This is a genomic window from Streptococcus oralis subsp. tigurinus (genome assembly GCF_002093575.1).
Lineage (GTDB): Bacteria > Bacillota > Bacilli > Lactobacillales > Streptococcaceae > Streptococcus > Streptococcus oralis_CH.
On the sequence record NZ_LNVH01000001.1, the window covers coordinates 477,790 to 501,800 of the forward strand.

Here is a 24,011-nt window from a genome sequence, read left to right on the forward strand (position 1 = left end):
AATGAAGAAAGTGGGAAGCCCCACCATCTCCGTTTTATTTGTTTAAGTAAGGTAATAGATAGCCATATCCTGCTTTTTCCATCTCATCCTTGGCTACAAAGCGTAAGGAAGCAGAATTAATACAGTAACGCAGACCACCTAACTCCTGAGGTCCATCTGTGAAAACATGACCCAAGTGAGCATTACCTGACCGAGAACGAACCTCGATTCGCTCCATTCCATGACTCAGGTCCTTGTAGTAGTGAATCAATTCCTTAGAAATCGGACGGCTAAAACTTGGCCAACCACAACCTGAGGCAAACTTATCCTTAGCGAAAAAGAGTGGCTCACCCGTCGTGATGTCTACATAAATCCCTTCTTCAAAGGTTTGGTCATAAGCATTACTAAACGGCGCTTCTGTGGCAGCTTCTTGGGTAACACGGTAGGATTCTTCAGTTAAGCTTTCCTTCAACGCTTCTTGACTAGGCTTTTCATAGTTAGAGGCGTCAATCAATGGCTTCTCAGCATCGGTCACATCAATATGACAGTAACCGGAAGGATTTTTCTTGAGATAGTCTTGGTGGTAGTCTTCAGCCAAAATGTAGTGGCGAAGTTTCTCCACTTCAACTGCAATCTTTCGACCCAGCATACGCTCCTGCTCCTGCACCACTGTGTAGATAACTGGCAAGTCTGCTTCATCTTGGTAATAGATCCCCGTTCGATATTGGCGACCACGGTCATTCCCCTGCTGGTTAATAGACAAGGGATCAATAACACGGAAATAATAAAGCAAAATCTCTCTGAGTGACACAGCTTTCTCATCATAAATCACTTGAACAGTCTCTGCATGGTCTGTTTCCTTGAGTAGCTGGTAATTGGTCGTTTCGACTTGGCCATTAGCGTAGCCAACACTGGTTGCTAATACGCCTGAAATTCGTGAAAAATACTCCTCTAGGCCCCAAAAACAACCACCTGCAAGATAAATTTCTGCCATCTTTATTTCTCCTTTATCAAGTTTTTAACTAATACTCTTCGAAAATCTCTTCAAACCACGTCAGCTTACATCTGCAACCTCAAAACAGTATTTTGAGCTAATTTCGTCAGTTCTATCCACAACCTCAAAACACTGTTTTGAGCAGCCTGCGGCTCGTTTCCTAGTTTGCTCTTTGATTTTCATTGAGTATAAACTTCTTTTCAAAAAAAGGACAGGAAGCCCTCTAATCAAGAGTTTCCCCATCCTGTCTTCTATTTCTTTACTTTGTTTCGACACGGACACCTTGGGTATCAACTTTCAAATCATGAAGTTTTCCTTTGAAAGACTGCTTTTGCAATTCTGCCTTAATCGCTGGCATCTTGTCGTGAGAAGCCAAGACCATAACTGTCGGTCCGGCACCAGAGAGATAGGTTGCATAGGCTCCATTCTCTTTGGCTACTTGCTTAATCGTCGCAAATTCACGGACCAGACTTTGACGATAGCGCTCGTGGAAGAGGTCCCCCTCGATTGCTTGACCAGCTGTCACCATATCTCCTGCTAACAAGGCTGCAACGGCCACATTTGCGATAGAACTAGCCGCAACAGCTTCCTTATAGGACAATTTCTTAGGCAAGACACCGCGGCTGTCTCGAGTGCGCAATTCATAGTTGGGAATATAAGCTAGAAAATCACATTCTGGGAAGTCTGCTACGATAGCAGAGACTTGCCCTTCAACGGAACTTGCAACAACGAGATTTCCATAGATAGCTGGAGCCACATTGTCAGGATGTCCTTCAATCTTAGTAGCCAGCTGCAACTTTTCATGGTCAGATAAGTTGAGCTTGCCCAGTTGATTAGCAAGTTCAATCCCAGCAACGATAACCGAGCTAGAAGAACCCAAGCCACGCGCCAAGGGAACATCACTGGTCATTTTCAAGCGTCTCGGTTGCAAGTCTGGCGCAATTTGCAAAGCAATCTTGATCAAGAGATTACGCTCGTCATGGGGAATCCATTTGCCAATCTGGTGTTCAATCAACCACTCATCCCGTTCTTCACAGACCTCAATTTGAAGATACTTGGTTACAGCTACACCGACCGAATCAAAACCTGGCCCAATATTGGCACTGGTTGCAGGTACAATAATCTTCATCCTATTCTCCTAACACCTTGAAGGTATTCAAGAGGTCAAATTCTGAAGCTTTGGCCAACTCAGCTGAAACATTCTCAAGTTGTGCTTTATTGATCTTATGTGTAATAATGACGACACGCGCCTTGTCACCCTCTTTGCCATCTTGGAGGATTTGCTTGAAGGAAATATCTTGAACATTAAAGATTTCAGCCAATTTCAAGACCTGACCTTTTGAGTCTGGAGCCAAGATTGAGAAGTAGTAATTAGCTTTGACATCTTCTGGATTAGCCAAGATCAAGTCACGGCTGTATTCGTTGAAGTCTTTACCAATGGTACCATCATTCAAGCGACGAACGATACGGACAATGTCCGCTACAACACTTGTTGCAGTTGGTTTTTGACCCGCACCTGGTCCGTAGTACATCGATTCACCGATGCCGATAGACTCCACAAAGACTGCGTTCATTACCCCATTCACACTGGCAAGTGGATGTGCTTTAGGAAGGAAGGTTGGAGTCACTTCTGCAGCAATACCTGAAGGAGTTTCCTCGATAGAACCAACCAATTTCACTACATAACCCAGGTCTTGGGCTACAGCTACGTCTTCTGGTGTGATGTTGCGGATTCCCTTGTGGGCTACATCGTCAAAGGCAACCTTCATACCAAAAGCAAACTGGCTCAAAATCACCATCTTGTAGGCTGCGTCAATCCCATCCACGTCATTTGTAGGGTCGCTTTCTGCAAAACCAAGTCTTTGAGCTTCAGCTAGAGCATCATCATAAGACCAGCCTTCTTCGACCATCTTGGTCATCATGAAGTTGGAAGTTCCGTTAACGACACCAAGAACGCGCGTGATTTTATCAGAAGCCAATGAATTTGCTAGAGTGCGAAGAATTGGAATCCCACCAGCAACAGCTGCTTCGTAGTAAAGTGCTACATTATGCTCTTTAGCAATTTCTAACAATTCTGAACCATGGACAGCCAAAAGGTCCTTGTTAGCAGTAACAACGTGTTTCCCAGCTTCTAAGGCACGAGTGATAAAGGTTTTAGCTGGTTCGATACGCCCCATCAATTCCACTACGATTGTAATGTCTTTATCTGACAAAATATCATCTACATTGATCACAAAGTTAAAGTCATTCCCTGCTGCAAGCAAGCGGTTCTTTTCATCTTCATCCTTGACCAATACCTTAGCCACTTCAATCTCTGAATGAGCTGACTGAACGATTTTTTCTCCATTTTCCTTTAGGAGGAATGGTACGCCACTTGCAACGGTACCAAATCCAAGTAAAGCAATTTTAACTGTCATGTTTGTCTCCTAGAAATTTTCTGATATAGCCATTATAACAGAATTTTGTGAAAATTCCTATTATAGTAAATCACTATTTCAGTCTGGTAAAGAAAAAACGAATCAGACGATTCGTTCTCCTTAAAGTCCAGAAAAAGATTTCCAGAAATGATTATCCGATTTTTTGCAGACCGAGAACTGCATCGTGATTGATCAAGATTTGCCCATACTCTTGCAAGACTGAGCGACTGATGTCACTGTCGTCTGCAAACTCACGCATACGAGCCAAGAGCCAGGCTGGATATGGACCAGGATGATTTGCCACATCAACCAAGATTGTCAAATAGTACTGTCCATTCATCTTATAGAGTTCAGATGTTTCCATCTGGTAGTTAACCGTCTTTGCAAAAGCAACTAAGTCAGCAAGGCTTGCAAAGCGCAGGATATAGTAGATATAAGATTCTTTCTTGCCCTCAGTCTCCTTGTCTGCCTGCTCTTGCTCTTCTTCCTTTGCTTCGACCTGCTCTAGAGATTGGATAGCCTCAATATCGTCTTTGGTCTTGTCTGCAATGCTCTTTTCCAAGGTTTTGAGAAATTCATCCGGCGACATTTGGGCTAATTCTTCCATGTCGGGTAGATCCGCTAAATCTTCAAAATCCAGATTCTGGTCAATCTTGGACTTGGTCACAAAGACGTCGACCTTATCAGGTTTTGGCGTCACACGGAAACTTAGCATGCCACTGTCCAAGAAATTGTCTGGCATCTCTAACTCATCTAAAATAGCATAGAAAAACTCTTCGGTTTTTTCCTGAGGAACGAGAAAGTCTGCAATCTCCATTCCCCGATCCATCAAATCATCTAAAGTCATCGTGATTTTCAGTGTTGTATCACTAATTTGTTTCATCTTCATATCTAGTAACCTCATACTTTCAGTCTATCTATTATACTAGATTTTTACGATTTTATCAAAAGAATGAAGCAAGAATGTGATATAATACTAGATATGATTTTAGATTTAAGAAAGAAAGTTCAATGAAAAATATAAAAGTAAATGCCTTGGCCAGCTTGCTGGTCAATATTCTCAATATCGTTTTTCCACTGATAACCAATCCTTATCTAACGCGGATTCTTAGCAAATCCAATTACGGTTATTTCAATACAGCCAATACCTGGGCAAGTTTCGTTATTCCACTAGCTGCCTTTGGAATATACAACTACGGGATTCGAGCTATCAGTAAGGTCAAGGATGACAAGAATAAAATCAACTACGTCTTTTCTAAGTTGTTTTATATCTCAGTTTTCACTTCTCTCCTGACGACTGGTATCTACTTCCTCTTCATCTTCTTTGACACCAGCATTGAGAACCTGAAAGTCCTCTACTACATTCTAGGGGCCCAGGCTCTCTTCCAATTCCTCAATATCGAATGGATGAACGAGGCTTATGAAAACTATGCCTTCATCCTCTACAAAACGTTAATTATTCGAATTACCATGCTGGTTGCTATCTTCGCCTTTGTTAAAACGGCAGATGATATTGTTCCTTATGCTATCGTTATGACAGCGACCACTGTCCTCAACTACCTGCTCAGTTTTCTTTGGATTAAGAGAGAAGTTTCTTTTGTTAAGATCGGTTTCGTCGAATTAGCTAAAGCTTCTAAACCACTCTTCACTATGCTTCTCTTAGCAAACGCTAATATGCTTTATACCTTGCTAGATAGAATGTTTATCACCAAGGGACCAGATGAAAACTACATTTCTTATTATACAATTGCCTATAGTATCGTCATGTTGATTGCTAGTGTTTTGAGTGGAGCTATCAACGTCAGTATTCCGCGCCTTGGCTACTATCTCGGTAAAAAGGATTACAAGTCCTATAATTATCTCGTGAATCAAGCGGCATCCTTATTCTATTTTCTTATGGTTCCAACTAGTATCGGGATTATGATATTGGGACGGTACGCAACTGTTATTTATTCTTCTGAAAAATATCTTGAAGCGGGTATCGTAACTAGCGTCTTCGCTTTTCGTACCATCATCTGGGCTATTGAATTGATTCTTGGTAAACAGATTATCTTTATCAACGACCATGAAAATCGCTTAACTGCCTTCTACTTCCTTGGTGGTGGTGCCAATATACTATTAAATAGCATCTTGTATTTCAATAATATTTTTGCACCTGAGTATTACATCGCTACGACCATTATCGCAGAAGCTATCGTTGTTTTACTTGAAATTCATTTTATCAAAAAACATCAACTGATTAATTTAAAAGAAATTTTTATAACCTTAACACGTTATAGCCTCATATCCCTTGGTTTTATCCCAATCTTTTATATTTTCAAGATGATTTTCCAAATCAATTCCTACACAGTAAACTTCGATATGATTCTCATGGTTCTGTCTACCATAGCAACTTGTGGCATCTATTACCTCTTGACCCTCTTTATCGCTAAAGATAAAACACTCCACTATGCTCTGAACTTAGTACTTGCTAAAATAAAACGAAATTAAAAAAATCCCCTACTGATAAATTAGTTGCCAGTAGGGGATTCCTCTTTATTCGTTTTCTTTCTTTTCAGAAGCGTTGGCTTCTAGATTTAAATCTTGTTTAGGTTGTTCGACAGTAGAGGAATTAACTTCTTGTTTCTTTTCTGGCTTGACTGCATCGCTATACACAGCAGTAGCAACAGCCTGTTTCCAGATACCTTCTTCGTTTACTTTGTAACCATCAGGTGTTGTTGCATTCTTCAACAAAGAACCATCAGCTTGGAAATAGTACCAATTACCATCAAGCTGTTTCCAACCCGTTTGCATAGCTCCTGTTGAATCAAAGTAATATTGATCACCATTTACTTTATGAAGGCCAACCAACATGATACCATCTTCAGAATTTAGATAATACCAGACGCCTTTGTCTTTTATCCAGCCAGTTTTCATGGCTCCGTTTGATTCAAAGTAACGATAATGATTATCAAACCATTTCCAGCCAGTTTGCATGGCACCAGATCCGCTAAAGTAATATTGTTTACCATCTACTTGATGGAGGCCGACTAACATAACGCCTTCCTTACCTTCAAGATAATACCAGGCATCACCATCTTTTAACCAACCAGTTTGGAGTGCGCCAGACATAGCGTAATAATGCCAAGAATCATTTGACCACTGCCATCCAACTTGCATGATACCTGAGGATTTGAAGAAATAGGTTTTACCGTCAATTTCTTTAGAGCCTACGACCATGATACCTGTTTCGGGGTTCAAATAATACCATGATTCATTATCTTTCAACCAACCAGTTTTCATAGCACCTGAGTTCGTATAGAAGTACCAGCTATTGTCTTGCCACTTCCAGCCGGTCTGCATGGCACCACTAGCGTTCAAATAGTAACGGACACCATTGATATCTTGGCTTCCAGTTAACATGATGCCATCTTTATCCAAATAATACCATGTTTCCTGATCCTTGACCCAGCCGGTTTTCATAGCTCCAGAACTTGCAAAATAGTTCCAGTGACCATCAACAAAGGCCCAGCCAGTTTGCATGACACCTTCTTGATTAAAGTAGTATGTGCTTCCACTGATATTCTTTTTACCGACGGTCTTTAGCCCATCCTCATCATAGAAATACCAATCTGAATCAATCTTTTGCCAAGTTGAAGGTTTACCTGCTGTTTGGAGTGCACCACTTTCGGTAAAGAACATCTTCTTGCCATTATAGACTTGATGTCCTGTTAGCATCTTCCCATCTGCCGCAAAGAGATACTTTTTCCCTCCAATTTCAGAGAGCACGCTAAATCGTCTAGCACCATTTGATTGGATATAATACCAAGAGTCATCTAGTTTGAACCAACCACCAGTTTGCATTTTACCATTTTGGTTCAGATAGTAATCATTCCCTTTGGCATTTTCTCCCCAGTCGTCGTTAAGGTGAAGCCAGCGGCCTGCTTGCATTTGTCCTTTTCCATTAAAGAAGTAAGTGGCTCCGCCAATCTCTTTCCAGCCGATAGCCATTTCTCCGTCAGTCAAACGATATTTCCAATAGCCATCTTCTTGATACCATTTTTCGTCAACTACAGGGATATCAGGGAAGGTATTTGAAACATTTGCAAATCCTTTATCGCTAATATCAAAAACGGTAGCGTCTTGAGTTTGGCTAGCGGCATGCAGAACCTGAATATTTTTCTTCTGAAGGTATTCTCTGGTTGAAGCAACATTAATATCTCCACCAGTTGTCTGAATAACCATCTTTGGTGACAAGTTTTCAAGGAAATTAATCGTATTTGAAATTGTCGCATCATAATGGTGGTTCCATTTCATCATATCAACCTTGCCGATAACTGGACCTAACTTATCTTCTGCTCCTTCGGCATTATCCAAATCTCCACCAAGATAGATTCTCTTTCCTGCCACAGTCACTACTGAAACGATGGAGTTGGAGTTATCATCTCGAACTCTTTTCAGATTCCCATCAGCATCATATTCATTCTTATAGTTATAGAGTTGGATATCCATATCACCTAATTTAAAGTGACTATCCTCATCTGTAATATTCTGAATAAGAGTAACCCCTCGTTTTTGAGCCGCTCTCAAAGCATTATCATAATTAAAAAGATTATCCCAAAGTCCCCAGTGTGAGGTGATCCGATCATCTGAATATTTTTTCAAATAAAACTTACCGACTTGATATCGATTGAGTATTTCATCCGCTCCACCAATATGGTCACTATGGACATGAGTTCCTAGAATAAAATCTAATTTTTTTACACCTATTTGATCCAGGTGGCGAATCAAGCGATCTTCCAATACTTGATTATTTCTCATGGAAATTCCCCAGCGGCTTGGATAGCGTGGATCACTCCCATCAGGGAAATCATAGTCTTCTCCCATATCAATCAAAGCATAGTGACCATTGCTTTCCAGAAGGATGGCATCACTCCCAGATTTTGCTTTAGTATTTATGAAATGGATACGATTGCCCGAACCTGCAGAGATGGTATCTGCATCTACTCCTTGCGATAACTGAATCAGTAATAGAAAGAATGCGAGAACACCATATCTAACTGATTTTAATAACCATTTATTTTTCACCTTGAAAACTCCTTTATCTTAAACGACAAGCAACTTTTACTAATCTAATCAATCCAATAATTTTTATCCCCTCCTGGGACTTGCTGCTCAATAGGGGGTGGAGTCATATAGTTTTCTCCAAATTCGTAGACAAGTATTTCATGGTATTTTCTTGGAACCTTGACCACAATGTCTTCATAAGGCATATCAATCAAATCATAGAGCCATTCTTTTTTTATACCATTTGGATAATAAGGGTCATAGATAGTACAAGTAAGATCTGTTGCTTGATCTACACTATACTTCAAAGCAAGGCTCTCTAATTTTTGATTCCATAGCTGTGGGGAAGTTAAGCGGAAAATAGCTGATCCCATATAACGAGGGAGGTTTTTAAGTCCCCCATTCTCAGACTTGATCCCTTTAAAATTCAAAGAAGAAAGACGAATCAAATATTTGTAGAGCCTCATTTTCTTACGGTCACTTTCCTGTGTTACGACACCATCATATGGAAAAATGTCAACGCAAGTTCCCAATACGACCGTTGGGTCTACGAGGTTAGCATCTCGACGTGTCCTTACATCATAGACTCTCATATAACTGTATGGATATCCCTTTGTTTCTCTGAATGAAATCAATTTATAGTAGGGATGATTTTCATTTTCTAAAATCTTATACAGTTTTTCAAATTCATCACGCGCTAAGGAAATATCTGTATCATCATCCCAAGGGATGAATCCTTTATGGCGTACAGCTCCTAGTAAGGTTCCAAAATCAATAAAGTATTTGATTTGATGTTGTTCACAAAGCTCATGTAGATACTTTAAAATATCCAATTCTACTTGTTTGATTTCTTCAAGAGTTAAAGTTCTTTCAGACATAGGTTTTATTCTCCTAAATTTGACTATATTTTTAAACGTTTCTTAATTTCAATCTCGTCATTTAGACCTTTTAATAATCTTCCACAATTTAAAATCATGATGAGATACTCTTTGTTCAACCGGTGGCAATTGCATATAGTCTCCGTAGTCTGAGGTCAAAATTTCATGATAATTTTTTGGAATGGTAAATTCCTTACCTTCAAATGTTCCAGTAGTAGCTTGTTCCAGCCATTCACGTCTCCACACTGGTTTGTTCATATCTTTGTAGATAAGATAATCCACTTGCTCATAATCTGAGACTTTATGGGATTTTGCAAGCTCTTCAATCTGGGCAACGTATTTGTTCGTATTGGTAAAATAGAAAATAATAACTGACACATAGCGTAGCAGTGAATTCAGTACACTTTTCGTATTAGTAATGCCTTTAAAGGTGTAGCAACTCAATTGACGTTTCTTTATCAGTTTCGTCATCTTGTTTTTAAATTCTACGTCATCCTCGTAGCCATCTACAGGGAAAATATCTACATATATCCCCATATTTGAATCGATGCGAACATCTTCTTCCAACAAGTAGGTATGGTTATCCTGCACTTTCATGAAGGGATAGACATAGTTGAGATTATTTTTATAAGACATGACCTCGTAACGTTCATCAGGGTTAGCGATAAGGTAGTCTTGTAACTTTTCATAATCTTCTCGTAACATGCAGATATCCATGTCATCATCCCAAGGGATAAATCCTTGATGGCGAACAGCACCAATTAGACTTCCATATGCTAAGAAATACTTAACCCCAATTTTCTGACAAACTTCATGAATATACTCCATGATTCCAAGTTCCATCTCTTGAATTTCATTGATGTCTGTTACTTCTTGGTACCGAACTCCTTCATCTCGTTTGCAGACTACGAGTCCATAGCCAATCGCTAACCAGAAGATGATATTAATAAAGTTGGTTGAATACATAATCTGACTTTCAAATAATTGACCAAACAAGATACCGAAGAAAAGGATCATGACCAATTTATCAGTATTTTTCTTGGAAACAATCAAATAAGTTAAAAAGCGCTTGATGACATAAACCAGTATAAGAAGGAAGAATGCTAAGCCTAGAACTCCCGAACTGACAAATATGGTCACAAAAATGTTATGGAAATTCCCACCGATAAGGGAGTTTTGAATCTCAAATTTACTGAAATATTCTGTGTAGTAATCTGGAACATTTCGTACACCATAACCAAAAATTGGTTTCGTACTTCCCATCTTGATGGCATTTTTCCAGATATAGGTTCTACCACTTGGTGTTGTTTCGATCAGATGGAGCTCACCGTTTTTCTTAGTAACAGATGATTCTGTCTCAGCATAGGATTGTCCATTGTTTAAATCTAAGACAGTCGCAGTTTCAGATGAGATATAGATTGAAGTTACATAGCTTAATCCAATATTAGTTGCAGTAATCAGCAAACCAACAACTATAAAAGTGAGGAATCGTTTAACGATACTTCCTCTAGTAGCAAAGAAACTATAGAGTCCAATCATGAGAAGTAAAGAAAGTAAGGCTCCTCGACTTTGCATCGTAGCAAAGTAAACTAATTGAATCACATTATTCAGTTTAAGATAAACAGAATATTTACTTCCTTTATGGATCAAATACATAGCCAAAATAATGCTAATGTATGAAAATATCGCACTAGCATTTGGATTGACAATTCCCCACAGACGTCCATTCATGACACCATAGTAATAAGATTGTTCGCCAATCTTAAATAGGATAAGGACTCTACTTACCAATAAACCAAACGCAAAAATTGCTGAAGAAAAAGATACAATTTGAACCGTATAGGCAATCCAGTCAAATAATTTTTTAAGTTGCCCTGATTGTAACATGGTAAATAATAAAACATAGGTTACCATGAAGAGAATTTCAATCACATTTCCAATCAAATGTCCAGAGCGATTGAAAATAGCTGATAGCAGATGGCTTCCAGCTAAGAGTCCAAATAAGGATAGAAATTTACGATCTACTGTGATTTCTTTCCACTTAAACAATAAGGTATAGCAAATATAAATCACTACAATCGCTGACAATCCCTTATAGAGGGGATTTGCTATCTTATAAACCAGTGAACTCATACTTAAAATCGAAATGAAAACAAATAGATATGCAATCCATAGTTTTGATTTTTCAAAGTATTCATCCATTTTTGAAAAATTCATTTTCAACTCCTTCTCATGATATTAGTTTTTTAATCCAACAATTTTCTTATATAGCCATGGAGAAATGACAAGTGAAAGGATCGCTACCTTGCGAAAAGTAGTGAAATAAGCATCCTTCCATATTTCGTGTCGATGCTGAACAATCCAATTCCTCAGCTCGACTTTCTCCTTTTGATACTCTTCACGTGAAGTAAAGATAATTTTATCGTAAACTGTGATGTACGACCAACATTCTCTATTTATTAATTCGTATTTCAAATTAGGAAAGGCTTGTGAAACTTGAGCGATTATTTGCTGATAAACTTCTATCGTATCAAACACATACTGATTAACAGATGTTGTTGCACTTCCTTCACGATGATCATAATAATAAACAGGTTTGTCAATAAAGACGCAACTGCATCTTGTCTTTAGTAGCAATTCAGTTAAAAATAGGGCATCTTCAGCTAGATGATAATTTGTATTAAACTTTTCATCCGCAAGCAGGTTTCTCTTAAACAGTTTTGCAACTGGAAAAAATGACGTTCTGGTAGTCATCAGTAGTTCCTTCATGGTTTCTTCTGTTGACCAGAGTTCTGTTTTTCCAGAATGTGGAGGTAGGTCTGTTACAATGCCGTTTTTGATATGGTGCAGAGGAGCAATAACAAAGCCTACATTCACCCCTTCAACTGCACTTGCTAAAGTAGCTAGGTAATCCTGGGTAACGAAATCATCGCTATCAATAAAGGTAACCCAAGAACCCGTCGCTAGCTGAATTCCCATATTTCTTGCATTTGAAACTCCAGCATTTTCGATATGATAAACCTTGATATTCTCATACTGAGATGCTAAGTGATCACAGATCTGTCCGCTGGAATCAGTAGAACCATCGTTGATTAAGATTAACTCAAAATGGGCATAAGTCTGTTGAAGAATCGACTCCACACATCGCTCCAGATAGGCTTCTACATTGTAGACTGGAACGATAACGCTTATTTTTTCTCCCATCATGCTCCATATTCTCCCTTGTACTCTGTGTAGCTCTTGTCCATGTCTGCTATAATAGCATCATGATGCGGTACTTGCTTGTCCGCTGGTGGCGGTGTCATATAGTCCCCAAAAGCAGTGCTGAGATAGGCATCGTAGCCAACTGGAATGGGCATCTCTGTTCCTTCGAATGGCAAAAAGAGATTGTCTTCAAAGGATGCGATTGGGTATTTGTTTCGCATGTAGCCGGGACCTGAGCATAATTCCGTAATTCCATCGCTCTCAGCCAGACCATACTTGGTCATTTCTTTTTCAGCTTTTTTCCAAATGCGATAACGTAGAGATTTTGGAGTCAGACCGAGTAAGATGCGACTTCCCCATTTCATGACTGCACCATGCTTTTCTGGGATAGTTTGGGCGCAAAAGAGAGAATAAATCAAAGCCCAACGAACCTGTTTCTTACGCTCAGCCGGATTTTTAGGATAATAATCTAAAGGTAAAACATCCAAAGCCAAACCGTGTGGCAAATCCAAATCCTTCTGATAAGGCTTGATACAAGTGGTTTCCTTGTCACGAATGGTAATAAAAAGGTTACGGTCTACAAAATCCTTCTTGCTCTTTGACAAGAAATAACGCTCATCTGCATAACGGGGCCACAGTTCTGCTAATTTTTCATAGTCCTTGCGGGGCATGAAAAAATCTAAGTCATCATCCCAAGGAATGAAGCCCTTATTACGAAGGGCGCCAATGGCTCCTCCACCACAGAGATAGCACAACAAATCATGTTCTTTACAAAATGCGACGAAATATTCAGCCATTTCCAGGCTACGAGCCTGAATCGCTTTCAAATCACTCATATCTCTCCTCTTCTATCCAATAACGAGTTATATCATTTTATTATACCATAAAAAAGTCTTAAAAATCTATCAGATAGTAAGAAAAACCAAAGCTCAGACCACCATTTCACTAGTGAATCAAACTTTGATTTTCATTTATCGCCTCTTATCTCATCCCCATTTGAGCGAGTTTAGTCCGGTATTTATTTTGATCGACAAGAAGTCCTTGCCCTCCATAGACATCATAAGCATCTACCCAGTCACCAAGTTCTGGGACGGTGAGTCTTTCAATTCCATTTTGAGCACCTTCTAGGACAGATAATCCATTGGTCAACAAAAAGCTATACGGTAGATTTGTTGAAGTCATGCCAAAGACTTTTCCAAGTGCCTCTGATCCCGTAAAGAGCTTGGTTGGATCTTTGATTTGCTCAAGAACTGCTGACATGACTTGTTGCTGACGTTTGGTACGGCCATAGTCTCCCTCATCATCATCACGGAAGCGAGCATAGTTCAGCAAGGTGGATCCATTCATTTGCTGTTTTCCAACTTTGATGGTTTGAGTTGGGGACTCTGTCTCTGTTGCATGAAGGTCGTCTCCAACTGTGGCTTCTGTCAAAGGTTGACCATTCAATGTTGAGAATTGGGCATCAATCGTTATTCCGTCAGGGAAGAGGGTATCAATAGCTGTTGCAAAGGCCTGGAAGTCAACTAGGGCATAGTACTTAATATCCAAATCAAAGTTGTCTTTTAGAACCTTGCGGACCATTTCAGCCCCTTTTTGCCCTTCTTGTTCCCCAAGTTCATAAGCAACATTTAGTTTGTTATCCGTCTGTTTCTGGCCATTTACAATCTTACTGTACCCGTCGATATAAACTAAGTTGTCACGCATAAAGCTGACTAGTTTGATCTTCTTATCCGATCCACTGACATTCAGTACCATGATCGTGTCAGTACGGGTTTCTGCACTATTTTGACCGATACGGCCATCTGTCCCCATGACTAGGATATTCACACCGTCTTTGGTATCCTGACCGTTAAAGACCTCTACTTGAGCTGCCTTGGCATCAGCTGGCTTATTTGTTGGATTGGCTGCTGACTGGAACCCTCTAAGAAACATGAAAATCATCCCTGCAGCTACACATGTAATCAACAGCAGGAACCAAGTCAGGATTCGTTTGAAGCGAATTCTTCTTTTTTTCTTTTTGACTTTAGGCAGAGGAGTTACCTTTTCACGTCTCTTGGATCGACTTCTACTGCCATAAGTTGGAAGATCAATATCTCTACCCCAAGTTTCTTCTTTTTCTTCTTGATAGAAATGGTGAACTTCAGACTTGGGACCTGCCATTTTCTGTTGCAGATAATCAAATTCCCTCCGTTCACGGTCGTTGAGGTAATGAATATTTTTGAAGAGATAGTCATAACGTAACTGCTCGTGATGACTTAAAGGATTTTCTTTGCTCATTGACTCTCCTTTTCTATATCAGTTATGGTAAAAATCGGGTAGGTTCCCAGGATCTTGTGCTGGATTCCAATAGCTTCTAGTTCTTGTCTTGCAAAATGAACTAGTTCTTTGTCACTATAGTCTACATCGATAATGAAAAAGTATTCTCCCAAGGCTGTTTTAAGGGGGCGACTTTCAATCTTTGTTAAGTCAATCCCTCTCCAAGCAAAGGTCGAAAGTGCCTTGTAAAGAGCACCAGGTAGGTTGTCTGGTAAGGTCAAGGCCAAACTCATTTTTTCAGCTTGTGAGTTCAAAGGAATCATCGGTATCTCTGCCCCTAACACCCAAAAACGTGTGAAATTGGCTTCCATTTCCTGAATATCCTCAGCAATTAATTCCAAGCCATATTCTTCAGCTGAACTTCTAGGAGCAATAGCTGCATAAGGCTGGTCTGGATGTTCCGAGATGAAGCGAGCTGCATAGGCTGTACTAGCCGTCACCTCGATTTGGGCCTCTGGATAGTGTGCATCAATGAACTTCTTCCCTTGAGCCAGAGCCTGAGGATGAGAAAAGATCTTCTCAATTTTTGACTGACCTGGAACTGCCATCAGCTGCTGATGAATGGGTTGAACGATTTCTGCAACTGCTTGAATGCGAGCCTGGTGAAAAAGATAATCCAAACTTTCATGAACACTACCCTCGATAGAATTTTCAACTGGCACCACAGAATAGTCCACCAAGCCCTGTTCATAGGCCTTGATAACATCTGTGATATTGGCAAAAGCCTGCAATTTCTCTTTGGGAAAGGCTGTCTGCACAACATGATGCGAAAAAGATCCCTTGGGACCTAGATAGGCAATTTTCATCTCAGTTCCTCTATAATTTCCTCTGGGCTTAACTTGGTCACATCCAGAACTTGACTGGCTATTTCCTCATACCAAGCTTGTCTTTCTTGGAAAATAGCTGCCAGTTCTTCCTTACTATTATTTAGAAACAGTGGGCGCTGATTGTCCTTATCAGCTGCGATACGTTGGTAGAGGGTTTCAAAATCTGCTTTTAGGTAGATGTTATCAGGATTGGTTTTGAGCAAGTCACGATTTCTCTGAGAAATGACAACTCCTCCGCCAGTTGACACAACTCGGTCCGTTTTTAGTAAGTCAGCTAGGACTTCTGACTCTACTTGACGAAAGGCCACTTCTCCTTTTTCAGCGAAGAAATCCGCAATGGACATGCCCAAACGTTCCTCGATTAAGGCATCCATATCGATGTAGTCTGGGTCCAATCCTCTTGCAATAGTCGATTTGCCAGCCCCCATAAATCCGAGTAATACCTTAGCCATGAATCAAGCTCTCCAAATCATCAAAGAAGCTAGGATAGCTGGTATTGATGGCTTCAGCACGGTCAAGTTCCACTTCTCCATCCGCAACCAAGAGGGCTGCGATGGCTGTCATCATTCCAATTCGATGGTCACCAAACGTATTGACTCTAGCGCCATGAAGTCTTGATTTCCCTTTGATAATCATCCCGTCTGCTGTAGGAGTGATATCCGCTCCCATACTATTTAAGGCATCTGCCACCACCTGAATGCGGTCTGTTTCCTTGACCTTGAGTTCCTCAGCATCCTTAATGACTGTTACACCTTGCGCTTGTGTCGCTAGAAGGGCAATAATCGGCAATTCATCAATCAAACGTGGAATCAAGGCTCCACCTATCTCCGTTCCTTTGAGGTCTGAAGACTCGACAGTCAGTGTTGCTGATTTAGCAACTGGATCGATTTCAGTTATTTCCAATTTTCCACCCATGGCGCGAATGACATCAATAATACCGGTACGCGTTTCGTTAATACCAACATTCTGCAACACTACACGAGAGTTTGGAACAATCAAACCTGCGACCAACCAAAAGGCTGCACTGGAAATATCTCCTGGAACAACTACCTTTTGTCCGGTCAGTCTTTGTGGTCCTTGAACTGTGATTTTCTTACCATCCACACTTAAATGGCCACCAAATTGCTGAAGCATATCTTCGGTGTGGTTGCGAGTACATTCTTTCTCGATAATAACGGACTCCCCCTGGGCCTGCAAGGCTGCAAATATCAAGGCAGACTTGACTTGCGCAGAGGCGATTGGCAACTCATAGTGAATAGGTGTTAGGTTTTTCGTCCCTTTTAGGCGAAGAGGGGGTAGGTCTCGCTCCGTTTGCCCCGAAATGCTAACGCCCATTTTTTTCAATGGAATCGTCACGCGATTCATAGGGCGTTTAGAAAGACTATCATCTCCAAACATCTCTACTTCGAAGTCTGCACCAGCAAGTACACCTGAAATCAGGCGAATCGAGGTGCCAGAATTCCCCATATCCAAGGCATTTTGTGGCGCTTTTAAGGCATCCATGCCAACACCTTGAATGGTGATAACCCCATCTTTATCCTCAATTTCAACACCAAGGTCACGAAAAACCTGCATGGTTGAAAGTACATCCTCTCCACGCAGAATATCATATACCTTGGTTTCGCCCTCAGCCAAACTTCCAAAAATAATCGAACGGTGGCTGATAGACTTGTCACCTGGAACCCGGATACTGCCATGTAAGTGGCGAATGTTTGTTTTTAGTTTCATAGTTGACCTCATACTTGCAATACTTTTTCTTATTTTATCACAAAAAAGCCAGAAATTCCTGAAATTTCTGGCTTTTATACAGATAAAATACTATTTCAATAATTCTGAAACAGGCTCAAAGACAATTTTTTCAATGTCTGAAAGGTAAATAGACAATTGTTGCTGTTTGGCAAAGAAATCTGACAAAAGAGCGTTCTCTTGGATTTGCTTACTGAAACACTGCATCTTTTCTTGGAAAGAACCGTCTGGCATTTGTCCCGTTTGCGCCATGACTTGGATTTCTTGTTGGAAAGCGAGGTAGTCTGCAAAAATCTTGCTAGCTTGTTCATCAGCTTGGATGGCATCTTTTGCTGCCTTGACCGCCTTGTATTCTGGCAATTCGCGTAACCCGCGGCTAAGTTCATTTGCACTATCGTAAATATTTGACATGATTTTCTCCTTATTTGATGACGACTGTGTAGTCGGTATTTTCTGTGATTAAACGCTCAGCTCGTTCCAGATCCTGAGCATTTTTAAAGGAAATTTGTAGAATCCCGTGAATATCCTCACGGTTTTCTTCGTTGATGTGAATGTTAACCAAGGAAGTTCCTCGTAGCAATTCCAAAATCCGCAAGATGACATCTTCTTCATCGGGAACATCGACATAGAGGTCGTAAGAACTGTCCACACCACCACGCTTATGGATTTCCATGGCCTGCCTTTGCGCACGTGCTTGATTGAAAAAGTTCCAAATTTGCTCTTCATCTCCCTTGCTAATGGCTTGTCCAACCTCATCTAGGCGCTCCTTAAAATCCGCAATTCGATCTAGGATAGTCTCACGATTGGACAAGAGAATGGAAGTCCACATACCTGGCTCGCTTTCCGCAATTCGGGTCATATCTCGAAATCCACCCGCCGCAAAGCGCCTTGCCATTTCATGATCTTGAGCATAAACTGCTGTCTGCTCCATGAGACTGGAAGCCAGAATATGAGGAAAATGGCTAATCTGAGAAGTAACCCGATCATGCTCCTTGGCATCAATCTCGATAAAACGAGCGTGAAGGCCTGAAAGCAGATCTTTCATTTCCTCAAGTGTATCAGGACTTGTCAGGCTCGAAGGTGTGAAGATATAGTAGGCATTTTCAAAGAGATTGACATCCGCAGAAGCAGCCCCTGTCTTGTGGCTACCAGCCATGGGATGAGCACCGACAAAGCGGACAGGCTTGCCAGCCAAATACAGCTCCGCCGCCTCCACAATGGCTGACTTGGTTGAGCCGGCATCCGAGATAATGACACCTTCTTTCAAGTTTAAATCTGCCAGCTCCTTAATAAAAGCAATGGTCTGTTTGATTGGCAAGGTCAGTATGATGACATCTGCTAGGGGAGCGAAACTGGCAAAATCATCCGTCGCACGGTCTATCATTCCTCGCTCCAAGGCAATGTCTCTCGAAGCTTGGCTACGATTATAACCTAAAATTTCATAATCTGGATGATCGCGTTTGATACCGAGTGCCATCGAGGCACCAATCAAACCAAGACCTGCGATATAGATTGTTTTTGCCATAGGAACTCCTTAATAGTTCTTTGTATAGTCTCGGTGTTTGGCTACCGCTTCTTTTAGTTCCTCAAGATTATCTGATGAGAATTTTTCAAGGATTTCTTGCGCCAAGACAGTAGCCACAACAGCTTCCATGACCACACCTGCAGCTGGAAGGGCGGTCGGATCACTTCTCTCCACGGTTGCCTTGTAAGGTTCATGCGTCTCGATATCCACGCTCATAAGTGGTTTGTAGAGAGTAGGAATGGGTTTCATAACACCACGAACAACGATTGGTTGCCCATTGGTCATACCACCTTCAAAGCCACCCAGATTATTGGTACGACGAGTATAGCCGTCTTCTTTAGACCAGAGAATTTCGTCCATAACTTGGCTGCCTTTTCGGTAACCAGCTTCAAAGCCGAGACCAAATTCCACCCCTTTAAAGGCATTGATAGAAACAACTGCTTGTGCCAATCGCGCATCCAATTTTCTGTCCCATTGGACATAGGAACCAAGACCAACTGGAACACCTCCGACGACTGTCTCCACAACCCCACCAATGGTATCACCGTCACGTTTGATTTGGTCAATATAGTCCTTGATTTCTTGTTCTCGTTCTTGATTGACAATAGAAACTTCAGACTGAGTAGCTCGTTCCTTAATCTCCGCAACTGTCAGATTTTCAGGTACATCGATTTCCTTACCACCAAAGACCACGACATGGTTGGCAATCTCCATATCTAGCTCAGCTAAGAGACGTTTGGCTACTGCCCCAACGGCTACTCGCATGGTTGTTTCACGAGCTGATGAACGTTCCAAAGAATTTCGCAAATCATCAAAATGGTACTTGATCCCCCCAACCAAATCGGCATGACCTGGACGAGGATGAGTGATTTTCCGCTTGCTTTTGAGGCGGTCTTCGATATCCTCAGCAGACATGATATCCAGCCATTTCTGGTGGTCCTTATTGATAACATCCATGGTTATGGGAGCCCCTGTCGTCTTCCCGTGGCGAACGCCCGAAGTAAAGACAACCTGGTCACTCTCAATCTTCATACGGCCACCACGACCGTAGCCACCCTGACGGCGTTTCAGATCCTCATTGATGTCCTCTACTGTTAAAGGAAGGCCCGCTGGAATTCCTTCAATAATAGCCGTCAAACGGGGGCCGTGTGATTCTCCTGCAGTTAAATATCTCATAAGTTCTCCTTATTTTACCAAGTAGTCTTTCATCTCTTCCAGAGAAACTGGGTGAATGGTCGCTGAACCAAGCTCTGGTACCAAAACCAATTTCAAGGTGTTCCCACGCGCTTTCTTGTCATGAGTCAAAGCCTGATAAAGCTTGTCAACATCCCATTTTTCATAGTCAACTGGCAAACCAAATTTCTGGCACATCTCTGTGATAGATTGGGTAATACCAGCTGGCATGAGGCCTTTTTCCTCAGCAACCTTGGAAATCTGTACCATTCCCATAGCCACAGCTTCTCCATGCATGACTTTCCCATAACCAGCCGTTGCTTCAATAGCATGGCCAATAGTGTGTCCAAAATTTAGGTAAAGGCGAACACCATTGTCCAACTCATCCTCTACCACCATCTTGCGCTTCACCTGACAAGAATGTTCAATCAAAGTCTCTGCATGTTCCAAAATGCTCTCTACAGAACCATCTAGCTCCATCAAGAGAGCCCAAAGTTCTGGGTCTTCAATCAAGCCGTACTTGATAACCTCACCCATCCCTTCAATCAACTCTCTTTTTCCGAGTGTTTCAAGGACAAGCGGGTCAATCAGAACCCCATCTGGTTGAGCAAAGGTCCCCACCATATTTTTAGCAAAAGGAGTATTGACACCCGTCTTTCCACCGATAGAAGAATCAACCTGGGCAGTCAAACTAGTCGGAATCTGAACAAAGTGAATGCCCCGCATATAGGTAGAGGCCACAAAACCAGCCAGGTCCCCAACGACACCACCACCAAGAGCCACGATCCCATCGCTACGAGTCAGACCTTGCTTGACTAAAAATTCATAGACTTTCTGAACAGTCGTTAAATTTTTTCGTTCTTCGCCTTCTAAAAAGTCAAAAACAGCTACCTGAAAACCAGCATCTTCTAGGCTGAGTTTAACCTTCTCTGCATAGAGAGAAGCTACATGGTTGTCGGTTACTATGACCACTTTTTGAGGTTGCCAGAGTTCTCGCAACCACTGACCAGCCTGAGCTAGACAACCTTTTTCAATCTGAATATCATAAGGATGATGCGGAATATCAATTCTGATTTTCATAGTAGGGTCTCCTTTTCACTATTTATATTTTTCTGTTAAGGACTGCCAAATCTCGTCTGTCGGCATTTCTTTACCTGTCCACAGTTGAAAAGCTTCAGCAGCTTGATAGAGCAACATTCCCAGACCATTGACAGCTGGATTGCCCTGGCTTCTAGCCCATTTCAAAAATGGTGTCTCAAAAGGTTGGTAAATGATGTCTGCCACCAAGAGAGCCTCTGGTAAGACTATGCTTTCAGGAACTGGCGACGACTGGCCATCCATCCCTACACTGGTCGCATTGACGAGCAGGTCCGATTCGGCAATCCTTGATTGCAGTTCAGACACATCTTCTAAAGCATACAAGTCTACTTTAAAGCCTGTTTGCTCCTGCAACTTATCTAGGTAAGGTCTTGTTTTTTCCGTAGAAACTGAACGAACAAAGACCGAAATCTGACTGACGCCATCCAAAATGGCTTGTGCCAAGATTGATTTGGCCGCACCACCTGCGCCCAGAATGGTCATTTTCTTATCCGAGATTGTAAAAGAAGGCAAGCTCTTAAAGAATCCCTTGCCATCTGTATTATATCCAATTAACGTTCCGTCTTGATTAACAACTGTGTTGACCGCCCCAATCAAACGAGCCTCATCACTCAACTCATCCAGATAAGGAATAACCTGCTCCTTGTAAGGCATAGACAGGTTGATGCCAAACATCTGGTAACGGCGAATATTGGCGACTGTTTCTGCCAAATCACCCACTTCAATCTCCCAAGCTACATAGGCACCATTGGTAGCTGTCGCTTCAAAGGCCCTATTGTGGATAAAGGGGGAAATAGAGTGTTTGATGGGATTGGCAACAACCGCAGCTAAACGTGTATAGCCATCAAGCTTCATCCAAAATCTCCCTGATTTTCTTCATGTTAGCCAATGAAATCTGACCTGGAGCACTTGCTTCATCCAGACTAGCAAATGACCAACTTGAACCCGTCACATCTGAAGTGATACGGGATACCTTGCCCATTTTCCCCATGGAAATGGTCACGTACTCTTGCTCAGGGTTGAGTGTTTTAAATCCTCGAGTGTAGTTCATCAGGTCTAAAACATCCTGCTCCGTATGGGCCATAACTGATACCTTGACCACTTTGGGAGAAAGGCTGGTCAACTCTGACAGGATTTCCATCATATTTTCAGGTGTCTCCTGGAAATTATGATAGCTCAATACGAGATTTGGAAAATCCAACATCTCCTCAAAAACGTCCTTGTAGCTGTAGTACTCAAAATCAATATAGTCTGGTTGATAGAGTTGCGCCACTTCCTTGATAATTTGAACATACTCTTCTGAGGAAAGTTCGATTTCTCCTCCCTCAACGCGAGTCCGAAGGGTAAAGACCAGTTCGCGTCCTGCAAATTTCTCAAAGATAGCGGGTGCTACCTGTAAAATAGCGTCCTTTGCAAGAAAGTCCGCACGCCACTCAATGATATCGGCATCTTCATATCTAGTGGCATCCAGTTCTTGCGCTTCTTCTAAACTTCTTGGCATTACTGAGACGACTAACTTCATTTACTAACCTTCATACTAATCACCTTGAGGTAATTACTGCTTTCATCTTTTTTATTATAGGCAAAGTCTGCTGGAAGACCATATTGGTTCAAGACCTGATACCTTCTTCCTGCAAAACCTTTATCAATTTGTTCTGTAAATTTCTGGCGGGAAACATTGGCAGCATTAGCACTGGCGATGATAATCCCTCCCGGATTTAAAATCTCTAGGCTCTGGGAAATCAACTTGTGATAGTCCTTCGCCACAGAAAATGTTTGTTTTTTATTGCGGGCAAAGCTCGGCGGATCAAGAACAATCACATCATAGGTCAAACCCTTTCGCTTGGCATACTTGAAATATTCAAAGACATCCATAACGATAAAACGGTGATTGTCCGCGCTGAATCCATTTGCTTGAAAATGAGCTTCTGATAGCTCTCTGGACCGTTTGGCCAAGTCGACAGAAGTTGTCTCACTCGCGCCTCCCATAGCTGCAGCAACTGAAAAGGCAGCCGTATAGGAAAACATATTGAGCAAGGATTTGCCCATGGCTAGACCGTCAACCAGACTCCCACGAACTTCATGCTGGTCTAGAAAAATCCCTGTCATCAAGCCATCATTCATAAAGACTTGATAGAGCACGCCATTCTCAAGAACAGTAAAATAGTCTGGCGCTTCCTCACCATAAACATGGGCAGACTCGTAGTCTAGACCTTTAAAACGAATCTTCTCATAAGCACCCAAGACCTCAGGAAAAACTTCCTTAAAAGCCTTTACTATCAACTTCCGAATCTGGTAAACAAAGGAGTTGTACCACGAAAAGACAGCATAATCTCCGTAGAGATCAACAGTCAGACCGCCAAAGCCATCCCCCTCTTGGTTAAAAAGGCGAAAGGCAGTAGTCAAGTCATCCTGATAATAAGGCTTTCTAACTTCCTTGGCCTTACGAAACAGAGCTTTAAAAAAGATTTGGTTAAAGCTAACCTTTTCCTTACTGACCATCCAGCCGATGCCTTTGTTCTGCTGAGAAAGATAGGCACTCCCTAAAAACTTCCCATCTTGACTAAGAACTTCTACTGCCTGATCCGTCAGATCAATATCTGTTAAATCACTCGCTTCCAAAAGAACTAGACCCTTAGCTAGCTTTTTTTCAACACGTCTGCTGACCCTAATTCTATTCATAGCTACTATTATAGCAAATTTTATGACAATTCTCAAAAAAGAAACCGCTTATCCATTTTTACTTTAGTTTACTAAGTGCCATTTTTATTAAAATAAGTTTACTTAATTTATTTTTTCTCCTAAACA

General features: G+C 41.4%; 21 protein-coding genes. 1 reads left to right on the forward strand and 20 read right to left on the reverse strand.

The genetic code is table 11. The annotated features are described in order from the left end of the window. Nucleotides 1-34 precede the first annotated feature (34 nt). The 4 genes from msrB to mecA all read right to left on the reverse strand — a co-directional run bounded on the left by msrB (nt 35) and on the right by mecA (nt 4,279). Entirely contained in the window at nt 35-973 is a 939-nt protein-coding gene (msrB, locus tag ATE37_RS02405) for a peptide-methionine (R)-S-oxide reductase MsrB (protein WP_084867540.1), read from the reverse strand. A 259-nt stretch (nt 974-1,232) separates the two neighbouring features. After that, the gene (thrB, locus tag ATE37_RS02410; RefSeq protein WP_084867542.1) at nt 1,233-2,102 is read right to left on the reverse strand and encodes a homoserine kinase; all 870 of its coding nucleotides are present in this window, start codon (nt 2,100-2,102) and stop codon (nt 1,233-1,235) included. 1 nt (nt 2,103) lies between these two features. Beyond that, nucleotides 2,104-3,390, reverse strand: a complete 1,287-nt coding sequence (locus tag ATE37_RS02415; RefSeq protein ID WP_084867544.1) for a homoserine dehydrogenase — start codon at nt 3,388-3,390, stop codon at nt 2,104-2,106. Between the two features lie 151 nt (nt 3,391-3,541). Continuing rightward, on the reverse strand, nt 3,542-4,279 hold the full coding sequence (gene mecA / locus ATE37_RS02420) for an adaptor protein MecA (RefSeq protein ID WP_084867545.1): 738 nt from the start codon (nt 4,277-4,279) through the stop codon (nt 3,542-3,544). Nucleotides 4,280-4,401: 122 nt separating this feature from the next. On the opposite strand from mecA, the gene ATE37_RS02425 reads away from it, so the two are divergent. After that, a complete protein-coding gene (locus tag ATE37_RS02425) occupies nt 4,402-5,880 on the forward strand; it encodes an oligosaccharide flippase family protein (RefSeq protein WP_084867547.1) in 1,479 nt (492 codons plus the stop codon). A 45-nt stretch (nt 5,881-5,925) separates the two neighbouring features. Here the strand turns inward: ATE37_RS02425 and ATE37_RS02430 are convergent, their stop codons facing one another. The 16 genes from ATE37_RS02430 to ATE37_RS02505 all read right to left on the reverse strand — a co-directional run bounded on the left by ATE37_RS02430 (nt 5,926) and on the right by ATE37_RS02505 (nt 23,885). Next, nucleotides 5,926-8,457, reverse strand: coding sequence for an MBL fold metallo-hydrolase (locus tag ATE37_RS02430; RefSeq protein ID WP_084867549.1), 2,532 nt, complete (start codon nt 8,455-8,457; stop codon nt 5,926-5,928). Nucleotides 8,458-8,501: 44 nt separating this feature from the next. After that, nucleotides 8,502-9,314, reverse strand: a complete 813-nt coding sequence (locus ATE37_RS02435) for a LicD family protein (protein ID WP_084867551.1) — start codon at nt 9,312-9,314, stop codon at nt 8,502-8,504. Nucleotides 9,315-9,371: 57 nt separating this feature from the next. Next, nucleotides 9,372-11,531, reverse strand: coding sequence for a LicD family protein (locus ATE37_RS02440; protein ID WP_084867553.1), 2,160 nt, complete (start codon nt 11,529-11,531; stop codon nt 9,372-9,374). 21 nt (nt 11,532-11,552) lie between these two features. Next, on the reverse strand, nt 11,553-12,521 hold the full coding sequence (locus ATE37_RS02445) for a glycosyltransferase family 2 protein (RefSeq protein WP_084867554.1): 969 nt from the start codon (nt 12,519-12,521) through the stop codon (nt 11,553-11,555). Then, nucleotides 12,518-13,354, reverse strand: coding sequence for a LicD family protein (locus ATE37_RS02450; protein WP_084867556.1), 837 nt, complete (start codon nt 13,352-13,354; stop codon nt 12,518-12,520). Before ATE37_RS02450 ends, ATE37_RS02445 begins: the two co-directional genes overlap by 4 nt. Before the next feature lie 145 nt (nt 13,355-13,499). Then, nucleotides 13,500-14,795, reverse strand: a complete 1,296-nt coding sequence (locus ATE37_RS02455; RefSeq protein WP_084867558.1) for an LCP family protein — start codon at nt 14,793-14,795, stop codon at nt 13,500-13,502. After that, nucleotides 14,792-15,640: a prephenate dehydratase gene (pheA, locus tag ATE37_RS02460; RefSeq protein ID WP_084867559.1), complete on the reverse strand. Its 849-nt coding sequence runs from the start codon at nt 15,638-15,640 to the stop codon at nt 14,792-14,794. The genes ATE37_RS02455 and pheA overlap by 4 nt, the downstream gene beginning before the upstream one ends. Then, nucleotides 15,637-16,113 carry a shikimate kinase gene (locus ATE37_RS02465; protein ID WP_084867561.1) on the reverse strand — a complete coding sequence of 159 codons (477 nt, stop codon included), beginning with the start codon at nt 16,111-16,113 and terminating at the stop codon, nt 15,637-15,639. The genes pheA and ATE37_RS02465 overlap by 4 nt, the downstream gene beginning before the upstream one ends. Continuing rightward, complete coding sequence (gene aroA / locus ATE37_RS02470) at nt 16,106-17,389, reverse strand: 3-phosphoshikimate 1-carboxyvinyltransferase (RefSeq protein ID WP_084867563.1); 1,284 nt, start codon at nt 17,387-17,389, stop codon at nt 16,106-16,108. Before aroA ends, ATE37_RS02465 begins: the two co-directional genes overlap by 8 nt. 90 nt (nt 17,390-17,479) lie before the next feature. After that, nucleotides 17,480-17,818, reverse strand: a complete 339-nt coding sequence (locus ATE37_RS02475; protein WP_084867564.1) for a YlbF/YmcA family competence regulator — start codon at nt 17,816-17,818, stop codon at nt 17,480-17,482. 10 nt (nt 17,819-17,828) lie between these two features. Continuing rightward, complete coding sequence (locus ATE37_RS02480; RefSeq protein ID WP_084867566.1) at nt 17,829-18,932, reverse strand: prephenate dehydrogenase; 1,104 nt, start codon at nt 18,930-18,932, stop codon at nt 17,829-17,831. A 9-nt stretch (nt 18,933-18,941) separates the two neighbouring features. Next, nucleotides 18,942-20,108 carry a chorismate synthase gene (aroC, locus tag ATE37_RS02485; protein ID WP_084867568.1) on the reverse strand — a complete coding sequence of 389 codons (1,167 nt, stop codon included), beginning with the start codon at nt 20,106-20,108 and terminating at the stop codon, nt 18,942-18,944. Between the two features lie 9 nt (nt 20,109-20,117). Then, the gene (aroB, locus tag ATE37_RS02490) at nt 20,118-21,185 is read right to left on the reverse strand and encodes a 3-dehydroquinate synthase (RefSeq protein ID WP_084867570.1); all 1,068 of its coding nucleotides are present in this window, start codon (nt 21,183-21,185) and stop codon (nt 20,118-20,120) included. Between the two features lie 18 nt (nt 21,186-21,203). After that, entirely contained in the window at nt 21,204-22,058 is an 855-nt protein-coding gene (locus ATE37_RS02495) for a shikimate dehydrogenase (RefSeq protein ID WP_084867572.1), read from the reverse strand. Next, nucleotides 22,048-22,725, reverse strand: coding sequence for a type I 3-dehydroquinate dehydratase (aroD, locus tag ATE37_RS02500; RefSeq protein WP_084867574.1), 678 nt, complete (start codon nt 22,723-22,725; stop codon nt 22,048-22,050). Before aroD ends, ATE37_RS02495 begins: the two co-directional genes overlap by 11 nt. Next, entirely contained in the window at nt 22,722-23,885 is a 1,164-nt protein-coding gene (locus ATE37_RS02505; protein WP_180382749.1) for a class I SAM-dependent rRNA methyltransferase, read from the reverse strand. The genes aroD and ATE37_RS02505 overlap by 4 nt, the downstream gene beginning before the upstream one ends. Nucleotides 23,886-24,011 lie beyond the last annotated feature (126 nt).

What these genes read in the sequence shown, in the direction of transcription:
- msrB (WP_084867540.1), bottom strand. Translation starts at nt 973, where the DNA reads ATGGCAGAAATTTATCTTGCAGGTGGTTGTTTTTGGGGCCTAGAGGAG.
- thrB (WP_084867542.1), bottom strand. Translation starts at nt 2,102, where the DNA reads ATGAAGATTATTGTACCTGCAACCAGTGCCAATATTGGGCCAGGTTTT.
- ATE37_RS02415 (WP_084867544.1), bottom strand. Translation starts at nt 3,390, where the DNA reads ATGACAGTTAAAATTGCTTTACTTGGATTTGGTACCGTTGCAAGTGGC.
- mecA (WP_084867545.1), bottom strand. Translation starts at nt 4,279, where the DNA reads ATGAAGATGAAACAAATTAGTGATACAACACTGAAAATCACGATGACT.
- ATE37_RS02425 (WP_084867547.1), top strand. Translation starts at nt 4,402, where the DNA reads ATGAAAAATATAAAAGTAAATGCCTTGGCCAGCTTGCTGGTCAATATT.
- ATE37_RS02435 (WP_084867551.1), bottom strand. Translation starts at nt 9,314, where the DNA reads ATGTCTGAAAGAACTTTAACTCTTGAAGAAATCAAACAAGTAGAATTG.
- ATE37_RS02440 (WP_084867553.1), bottom strand. Translation starts at nt 11,531, where the DNA reads ATGAATTTTTCAAAAATGGATGAATACTTTGAAAAATCAAAACTATGG.
- ATE37_RS02445 (WP_084867554.1), bottom strand. Translation starts at nt 12,521, where the DNA reads ATGATGGGAGAAAAAATAAGCGTTATCGTTCCAGTCTACAATGTAGAA.
- ATE37_RS02450 (WP_084867556.1), bottom strand. Translation starts at nt 13,354, where the DNA reads ATGAGTGATTTGAAAGCGATTCAGGCTCGTAGCCTGGAAATGGCTGAA.
- ATE37_RS02455 (WP_084867558.1), bottom strand. Translation starts at nt 14,795, where the DNA reads ATGAGCAAAGAAAATCCTTTAAGTCATCACGAGCAGTTACGTTATGAC.
- pheA (WP_084867559.1), bottom strand. Translation starts at nt 15,640, where the DNA reads ATGAAAATTGCCTATCTAGGTCCCAAGGGATCTTTTTCGCATCATGTT.
- ATE37_RS02465 (WP_084867561.1), bottom strand. Translation starts at nt 16,113, where the DNA reads ATGGCTAAGGTATTACTCGGATTTATGGGGGCTGGCAAATCGACTATT.
- aroA (WP_084867563.1), bottom strand. Translation starts at nt 17,389, where the DNA reads ATGAAACTAAAAACAAACATTCGCCACTTACATGGCAGTATCCGGGTT.
- ATE37_RS02475 (WP_084867564.1), bottom strand. Translation starts at nt 17,818, where the DNA reads ATGTCAAATATTTACGATAGTGCAAATGAACTTAGCCGCGGGTTACGC.
- ATE37_RS02480 (WP_084867566.1), bottom strand. Translation starts at nt 18,932, where the DNA reads ATGGCAAAAACAATCTATATCGCAGGTCTTGGTTTGATTGGTGCCTCG.
- aroC (WP_084867568.1), bottom strand. Translation starts at nt 20,108, where the DNA reads ATGAGATATTTAACTGCAGGAGAATCACACGGCCCCCGTTTGACGGCT.
- aroB (WP_084867570.1), bottom strand. Translation starts at nt 21,185, where the DNA reads ATGAAAATCAGAATTGATATTCCGCATCATCCTTATGATATTCAGATT.
- ATE37_RS02495 (WP_084867572.1), bottom strand. Translation starts at nt 22,058, where the DNA reads ATGAAGCTTGATGGCTATACACGTTTAGCTGCGGTTGTTGCCAATCCC.
- aroD (WP_084867574.1), bottom strand. Translation starts at nt 22,725, where the DNA reads ATGAAGTTAGTCGTCTCAGTAATGCCAAGAAGTTTAGAAGAAGCGCAA.
- ATE37_RS02505 (WP_180382749.1), bottom strand. Translation starts at nt 23,885, where the DNA reads ATGAATAGAATTAGGGTCAGCAGACGTGTTGAAAAAAAGCTAGCTAAG.